7 protein-coding genes are annotated in these 8277 nt (G+C 64.4%); 2 read left to right on the top strand and 5 right to left on the bottom strand.

All coding sequences use genetic code 11. The features are described from left to right. Positions 1-103 precede the first annotated feature (103 nt). From betB to betI, 5 genes are all read right to left on the bottom strand, one after another. A complete protein-coding gene (gene betB, locus MESS2_RS08575; protein ID WP_040592533.1) occupies positions 104-1567 on the bottom strand; it encodes a betaine-aldehyde dehydrogenase in 1464 nt (487 codons plus the stop codon). A 63-nt stretch (positions 1568-1630) separates the two neighbouring features. Then, on the bottom strand, positions 1631-3283 hold the full coding sequence (betA, locus tag MESS2_RS08580; protein ID WP_008873786.1) for a choline dehydrogenase: 1653 nt from the start codon (positions 3281-3283) through the stop codon (positions 1631-1633). A gap of 3 nt (positions 3284-3286) precedes the next feature. Then, entirely contained in the window at positions 3287-4294 is a 1008-nt protein-coding gene (locus MESS2_RS08585) for a threonine/serine dehydratase family protein (RefSeq protein WP_008873787.1), read from the bottom strand. After that, positions 4291-5820 (bottom strand): choline-sulfatase, encoded by a 1530-nt coding sequence (betC, locus tag MESS2_RS08590; protein ID WP_008873788.1) that lies wholly within the window; start codon positions 5818-5820, stop codon positions 4291-4293. The genes MESS2_RS08585 and betC overlap by 4 nt, the downstream gene beginning before the upstream one ends. Beyond that, entirely contained in the window at positions 5817-6407 is a 591-nt protein-coding gene (betI, locus tag MESS2_RS08595; protein ID WP_040592531.1) for a choline-binding transcriptional repressor BetI, read from the bottom strand. Before betI ends, betC begins: the two co-directional genes overlap by 4 nt. A 214-nt stretch (positions 6408-6621) precedes the next feature. Here betI and MESS2_RS08600 point away from each other — a divergent pair, with 214 nt between their 5' ends. After that, entirely contained in the window at positions 6622-7788 is a 1167-nt protein-coding gene (locus MESS2_RS08600; protein WP_008873790.1) for an acetyl-CoA acetyltransferase, read from the top strand. Between the two features lie 26 nt (positions 7789-7814). After that, positions 7815-8277, top strand: a 463-nt coding sequence (locus tag MESS2_RS08605; protein WP_040592532.1) for an asparaginase, incomplete at its 3' end; no start/stop codon positions are given.

Here is an 8277-nt window from a genome sequence, read left to right on the forward strand (position 1 = left end):
CCCATCTGGATTGGAATTCTGTCTCTTTTTGTCGTCAAGAACGCGATCCAAGCTCTCAACAAGAAACGCTTTTTCGACCCGCTTCCCTAGCCTACAATTCCCCTCAGTAAGGGCTCGCCACGTCGCCGGTCTCGACATAGACCGACTTCAGCTGCGAATAGAGCGCCAGTGCCGCCAGCGAGTTCTCCCGGCCGATGCCGGATTGCTTGAAGCCGCCGAAGGGGATCTCGACCGGCGTCAGATTATAGGCGTTGATCCAGCAGGTGCCGGCCTGCAGTTCGGCGATGACACGGTGGGCGCGCGGCAGGTCACGCGTGAACACGCCGGCGGCGAGGCCGAACTCGGTGTCGTTGGCGCGCTCGATCACCTCGTCCTCGCTGTCGAATTTCAGCACGCTCATGACAGGCCCGAAAATCTCTTCGCGCGCGATGCGCATGGAGTCGGTAACGCCGGTGAAGACTGTCGGCTCGACGAAGAAGCCGCCCTGAAAACCCTGCAGGGACGGCACATTTCCGCCGCAGGCGAGAACTGCCCCGTCCTGCTTGCCGATCTCGATGTAGTTCACGACCTTCTCGTGCTGCGCCTTGTTGACCAGCGGCCCCATCTGCGTTTCGGGGTCGAGCGGATCGCCGATGCGGATCTTCTTCGTCCGCTCGATCAGCCGCTCGACGAAGCGGCCATGGATGCCCTTCTGCACGAAGACCCGCGTGCCGTTGGAGCAGATCTGGCCGGTCGAATAGAAATTGCCGAGCATGGCGCCGCCAATGGCGTTTTCGAGATCGGCGTCGTCGAAGACGATTAGCGGCGACTTGCCGCCGAGCTCCATGGTGGCGTGCTTCATCTTCGAGCCGGCGAGCGACAACACCTTGCGGCCGGTCGGCACCGAGCCGGTCACCGAGACCTTGGCGACGACATCGTGCTCGACCAGCCCGGCGCCGACATCGCCATAGCCTTGCACCACGTTGAACAGCCCGTCGGGCAGGCCGGCCTCGCTGTAGATTTCGGCCAGCGCCAGCGCCGACAGTGGCGTGTTCTCCGACGGCTTGAACACCATGGCGTTGCCCATGGCGAGCGCCGGCGCGGATTTCCAGCCGGCGATCTGGATCGGATAGTTCCAGGCGCCGATGCCGACGCAGACGCCAAGCGCCTCGCGCCGCGTATAGGCAAAGGGTCCACCGAGATCGACGGCCTCGCCATTATAGGATGCGATCGCGCCGCCGAAATATTCAAGGCAATCCGCGGCCGACGGTGCGTCCGCCACCAGCGTCTCCTGGATCGCCTTGCCGGTGTCGAGCGTCTCGATGCGGGCGAGATCGGCATTGCGCGCCCGCAAGATGTCGGCGGCGCGGCGCAGGATGCGCCCGCGCTCGACCGGCTTCAGCCGCGCCCAGGCCGGTTGTGCCGCGCGCGCCGCCTCGATCGCGAGTTCCAGCACGTTTGGCGTCGCCGAATGCAGCACCGCGATGGTCTCGCCGGTTGCCGGATAAATCACCGGCAGCGCAGCACCACCTTCGTCTTCGATGTAGCGTCCGTTGACATAGTGCGATGCCGTTGGCTGGGCGCGCATGATATTCTCCAAATCGTCTTTCGCGGCATGCGGATCGTGCAGCCGGGGCATGCGGATCATGGCTTATCTGTCGGATGCCTGCCAGCGTGGATTAATCCATGGCTCCTGGTTGGACGGCGTCAGCGGCGTGCGGCCAAGGATGTGGTCGGCGGCCTTCTCGCCGGTCATGATCGATGGTGCGTTGAGATTGCCGTTGGTCACACGCGGGAAGATCGAGGAGTCGGCAACCCGCAACCCGTCGACGCCGATGACCCGGCATTCCGGGTCGACGACGCTCATGGCGTCGTCGGTGCGACCCATCTTGCAGGTACCGCAGGGATGATAGGCGCTTTCGGCGTGATCCCTGATGAAGGCGTCGAGATCGTCGTCCGACTGGACATGCGACCCCGGCGAGATTTCCTTGCCGCGATAGGCATCGAACGCCGCCTGGCCGAAGATCTCGCGCGTCAGCCGGATGCAGTGGCGGAACTCCGTCCAGTCGTCCGGATGCGACATGTAGTTGAAGCGGATCACCGGCTTCGATAGGGGATCGGGCGAGCGCAGCGTCACCGAGCCACGCGACTTCGACCGCATCGGCCCGACATGTGCCTGGAAACCGTGCGCCTTGGCCGCCGCCTTGCCATCATAGCGGACCGCGGCCGGAATGAAATGGTATTGGACATCGGGATAGTCGACGCCGGCTTGGGAGCGCACGAAGGCCGCTGCCTCGAAATGGTTGGTGGCGCCAAGGCCGGATTTGAAGAACAGCCATTGCGCGCCGATCAGCGCCTTGGAAAACGGGTTTAGCACCGAGTTCAGCGTAATCGGCTTGGTCGATTCCTGCTGGATGTAGAGCTCCATATGGTCCTGCAAATTGCGTCCGACGCCGGGCCGGTCGGCCACCATCTGGACGCCATTTTCCCTGAGATGCGCGGCCGGGCCGATGCCGGAAAGCATCAGGATCTTGGGCGAATTGATCGAGGACGCGGCAATGATCACTTCGCGGCGTGCCTTGATGATCTGGATTTGCCTGCGGGCTTCGATCTCTACGCCGGTGGCGCGTTGATTCTCGATGATCACCCGCCGCGCGAAGCCTTTGACCAGGTTGACATTCTTACGCCTGAGCGCCGGCCTGAGATAGGCGCTCGCGGCCGACCAGCGGCGGCCGCCGTGGATGGTCTGCTCCATCGGCCCAAACCCTTCCTGCTTCGCGCCATTATAGTCGTCGGTCAGCTCGAAGCCGGCCTGGCGACCCGCCTCGACGAAGGCGCCGTAAAGCGGATTGGTCCTCGAACCGCGCTGCATGTGCAGCGGACCGCTTTTGCCGCGCCAGCCATCCTCGCCGCCATTCGCGTTTTCCATGCGCTTGAAATAGGGAAGCACGTCGGCAAAGCCCCAGCCCGTCGCTCCCTGTTCGGCCCAGTGGTCGAAGTCGCGCGCATGTCCCCGCACATAAACCATGCCGTTGATCGAGGACGAGCCGCCGATGACCTTGCCGCGCGGCGTCGCCAGCACGCGGCCGCCGAGATGCGGCTCCGGCTCACTGGCAAAGCCCCAGTCGTAAAGGCTCATATTGAGCGGGATCGACAGTGCCGACGGCATCTGGATCAGCGGCCCGATATCGCTGCCGCCGAACTCGATGACGATCACCGAGTGCTTGCCGTCCTCCGACAGCCGGTAGGCCATGGCCGAGCCGGCCGAGCCGGAGCCGATGATGACGAAATCCGCTTCAAGCATGGTTCATATGGGCCCATGATTCATATGCGCAATGAAATCGGCGAGCGAGATATTGCCCCCGGTCGCCACCACGAGCACGGTCTTCCCCCTGACATCCACCTTGCCGCCGAGCAGCGCCGCCAGCGATGCCGCGCCCGACGGTTCGAGCACCAGCTTCATCCGCTCGAAGGCAATCCGCATCGCACTGCGCACCGATTGATCGTCGACGGTGACGCCGCGAACGCCGGCAGCCTTGACCGCCGCGAACGGCGCGTCGCCGGGCTTGCGCGCCATCAGCCCGTCGCAGATCGATTTCGGCCCGATCGGCATGGTTTCGATGGCGCCATGCGCCAGCGACGAGCCCATGCCGTTAAAGCCTTCGGGCTCGACGCCGATGATCTCGGTCGCCGGCGACAGATAGTGGAAGGCCAGCGACACGCCGCCGATCAGCCCGCCGCCACCGACCGCGCAGAACAGCAGGTCGGCTTGCGCGTCCTTGGCCGCAAGCTGATCCAGCGCCTCCAGCCCGGCACCGGCCTGGCCGGCCACAATCTCCGGATCGTCGAAGGGATGCAACAGCGCGAGGCCCTCGGTCTCGGCGATCTCGCGTGCCCTGGCGGCGGCAACCTCCTCACGCGCGCGCTCGCCATGGTCGGTCAGCACCACGCGCGCGCCATAACCGGCCGTGGCGTCGCGCTTGGCGGCCGGCGCGTCGATCGGCATGACGATCGTGACCGGAATGCCCAGCGCCTGGCCGGCGGCGGCCAGCCCTTGCGCGAAATTGCCGGAGGAGTAGGCGACCACGCCCTTTCTTGCCTCGTCCGCGGAAAGCCGCGTCAGCCGCCAATAGGCGCCGCGCACCTTGAACGATCCGGCCCATTGCAGCGATTCCGGCTTGACGAAGACGCGGGCCGCGCCCGTCTCGCGGGCAAGAGCCGCCGACTCCAGCAGCGGCGTGATCTGCGTCGCCTTGGCGGTGACGGCATAGGCCAGCCGGAGGTGATCGAGGGAGGGGACAAGATTTGCCATCATTCGCCTCGCGGATACCTTTTGCTCTCTTCGAGGTTGTCGAGGTTCATGTGGTTGCGCATGTAGCGCTCCGACGCCTTCTGCAGCGGCTGGAAATCCCAGGGGTAATAGGCGCCGTTGCGCAGCGCCGGGTAGACGACCCAGCGGCGCGCCTGGCTCTCGCGCACGGCGGCGTCGAAGCCGGCCATGTCCCAGCGCGCCCGCACCTTGTCCATGAACGTCGCCACCAAGGCCGCATTGGCCGGGTCGTCGGCCAAATTGTCCCGCTCAAGCGGATCGGCTTTGAGATCGAACAATTGCGGCGGGTCGAGCTCGCAATGGACGAACTTGTATCTGCCATCGTGGATCGCCACCAGGGGTGCGTGCGAGCCTTCGGCTGCATACTCGATCAATACGGGCGCGGTGCGCTGCCCGCCGGTGGCAAGCGGCAGCAACGACTGGCCGTCGGTCCACGGCGCGATCGCGCTCATGTCGATGCCGGCGAGGTCGCAAAGCGTCGGCGCGACGTCGAGATTGGAGACCGGCGCCTCGATCAGTCCTGCTGGTACGCCCTTGCCGGCGATCATCAGCGGCACTCGCACCGAGCCTTCGAAGAAGCTCATCTTGAACCACAGGCCGCGTTCGCCGAGCATGTCGCCGTGGTCCGAGCAGAACAGGATGACCGTGTCGTCGAGCATGCGCGTGCGCTTGAGAACGTCCAGAAGCTCGCCGAGCTTGTCGTCGACATAGGAGATGTTGGCGAAATAGCCGCGCCGCGAACGACGCACCTGCTCAGGCGTGATCTCGAAAGCGGGATAGTCGCTGGCGCGGTACAGCCGCTGCGAATGCACATCCTGCTCATCATGCGCGATGAACCCGGTTTCCGGATCGAGCGCCTGGCAATGTTCGTAAAGATCCCAGTATTGCTTGCGCGCGACATAGGGATCGTGCGGGTGTGACAGCGAAACCGTGAGGCACCAGGGCCGATGGTTTGCATCGTCCTGTTCGCGCGAAAGCTGATAGAGCTTCTGCGTGGCCAGGAACACGACCTCGTCGTCATACTCCATCTGGTTGGTGGTCTCGGCGACGCCGGCGCCGGTCACCGAGCCCAGATTGTGATACCACCAGTCGATACGTTCGCCGGGCTTGCGGTAGTCCGGTGTCCAGCCGAAATCGGCGGGATAGATGTCGGTGGTCAGCCGCTCCTCGAAACCGTGCATCTGGTCCGGCCCGACGAAATGCATCTTGCCCGACAGGCAGGTGTAGTAGCCGGCGGCGCGCAGATGATGGGCGAAGGTCGGGATCGACGAGACGAATTCGGCGGCATTGTCGTAGACCCCGGTGCGCGACGGCAACTGCCCGCTCATGAACGAGGCGCGGCCCGGCGCGCAGAGTGGCGAGGCGGTGTAGTTGTTAGCGAAGCGCGCCGAACGCGCGGCCAGCGCCTTGAGATGCGGCACATGCAGGAAATCCGCCGGTCCGTCCGGGAACAGCGTGCCATTGAGCTGATCGACCATGACGATCAGGAAATTTGGTTTCTTGCGTGTCACTGCGTCTGCCGCCCGCTGAGTTTCGTTTCGAGATAGTCCTCGACCAGCGCGATGGCTGTCGCGGCGTTGGGCACGCCGTCCTTCAGCGCACGCCTGATATAGAGCCCGTCGATCAGCGCCGCCGTGGCCTCGGCGACGCGGTCGGCCTCGCCTATGGGTAGGATTCCGGTCAATCCGCTCATCAGGTTGGAGTGCAAGCGCCGGGCATAGACCTTGAGCAGTCGGCGCAGCGCCGACGATTTCTGCGCCTCGACATAGAAGGCGAGCCAGGCGGCAATGGTTTCCGGCTGGAATTGGAGGTCAGAGAAGTTGACGGCGACCACCGCTGAAACACGCCCGCGAGGGGTGCTGGCGGATTGAAGGGCGCGCCGCGTGTCGGCGGTCAACTCGGCCAGGATATGCCGCATCGTCGCCAGCAACAGCTCGTCCTTGGCGCCGAAATAATGATGGGCAAGGGCCGAGGAGACGCCTGCACGACCGGCGATTTCCGACATGGTCACGTCAAGCGAGCCGCGCTCGCCGATCGCCGAGATCGTCGCGTCGATGAGCGCCTTGCGGCGCAGCGGTTCCATTCCGACTTTCGGCATTGTTGTTCCAGCCTCGGCGGCGAAGTTATTTTTTATTGACGGATCAATCAACAAAAATCCAGCCTAAATTTCATGGGGTGTGCTGTGCCAACGGAGATCGATCAATTCTATGCTCTGGCCCTTCACGCGGTCTGGAAAAAGGTTCATAGTTGAACAATATTAGAAGCTCACGCCGCGATATGAACTGCTAGGCTCGCGGAGAACGGAGATCGCCATGACCGCATGCATCGTCGGCTGGGCGCATTCGCGCTTCGGCAAGCTCGAAGGCGAGACGCTGGAGGGCCTGATCACCAAGGTGGCAACGGACGCCCTCGACCATGCCGGCATCGGCCCGGACGATGTCGACGAGATCGTGCTTGGCCACTTCAACGCCGGCTTTTCCGCCCAGGATTTCACTGCCAGCCTGGTGCTCCAGGCCGACGACCGGCTGCGCTTCAAGCCGGCGACGCGGGTCGAGAACGCTTGCGCCACCGGCTCGGCGGCGGTCAGGCAAGGCATCCGCGCCATCGACGCCAACGCCGCCCGCATCGTCCTGGTGGTCGGCGCCGAGCAGATGACGACGACGCCTGGCCCCGAGATCGGCAAGAACCTGCTCAAGGCCTCGTATCTGCCCGAGGATGGCGACACACCGGCGGGCTTCGCCGGCGTCTTCGGCAAGATCGCTCAAGGCTATTTCCAGCGCTATGGCGACCAGTCGGACGCACTCGCCATGATCGCCGCCAAGAACCACAAGAACGGCGTCGACAATCCCTACGCGCAGATGCGCAAGGATTTCGGCTATGAGTTCTGCCGCCAGGAAAGCGAAAAGAACCCCTTCGTTGCCGGTCCGCTGAAGCGCACCGACTGCTCGCTGGTTTCCGATGGTGCGGCCGCCCTTGTCCTTGCCGACACCGCGACGGCGCTGAAGTTGCGCCGTGCCGTCGCCTTCCGCGCCAACCAGCATGTGCAGGATTTCCTGCCGATGTCGAAGCGCGACATCCTCGCCTTCGAAGGCTGCGAGCAGGCCTGGAACCAGGCGCTGAAGCAGGCCGGCGTGACGCTGGACGATCTCTCCTTCGTCGAGACGCATGACTGTTTCACCATCGCCGAACTGATCGAGTATGAGGCGATGGGCCTGGCCAAGCCGGGTGAAGGGGCGAAGCTGGCTATGAGCGGCGAGACGGCGAAGGACGGCCGGTTGCCGGTCAATCCGTCCGGCGGGCTGAAGGCCAAGGGCCACCCGATCGGCGCCACCGGCGTGTCGATGCATGTGCTGAGCGCCATGCAGCTGGTCGGCGAGGCCGGCGGCATCCAGGTGCCTGGCGCAAAACTCGGCGGCATCTTCAACATGGGTGGCGCCGCGGTCGCCAACTACGTTTCCATTCTCGACCGGATCAGATAAAAGCGGCCCGCGTTTAAGGGGCATCCATGACAAATCCGGTTCTGGTCGAGGTTCTGCGCGGCAAGATCGTCGAGAGCGCCCATCGCGGCGCCATTGCGGTCTTCGATGCCGACGGCAAACCGTTCCTGGAGATCGGCGATACATCGGTGCCGGTGTTCCCGCGCTCGGCGGTGAAGGCGATCCAGGCGCTGCCGCTGGTCGAAAGCGGCGCCGCCGATACCTATGGCTTCGGCAACCGCGAACTGGCGCTTGCCTGTGCTTCCCACTCGGGCGAGCCGGCGCATGTCGAACTGGCGCGGTCCATGTTGGCCAGTGCCGGCCTCGACCACTCCGCGCTGGAATGCGGCGCGCATTGGCCATCGAACCACCAGGCGGAGATTGCGCTCGCCCGCGCCGGCGGTTTGCCGAATGCGTTGCACAACAACTGCTCGGGCAAGCATTCCGGCTTCCTCTGCACGTGCGTCCACTCGGGCATTGCGCATGGCGGTT

It is taken from the genome of Mesorhizobium metallidurans STM 2683 (assembly GCF_000350085.1).
GTDB lineage: Bacteria > Pseudomonadota > Alphaproteobacteria > Rhizobiales > Rhizobiaceae > Mesorhizobium > Mesorhizobium metallidurans.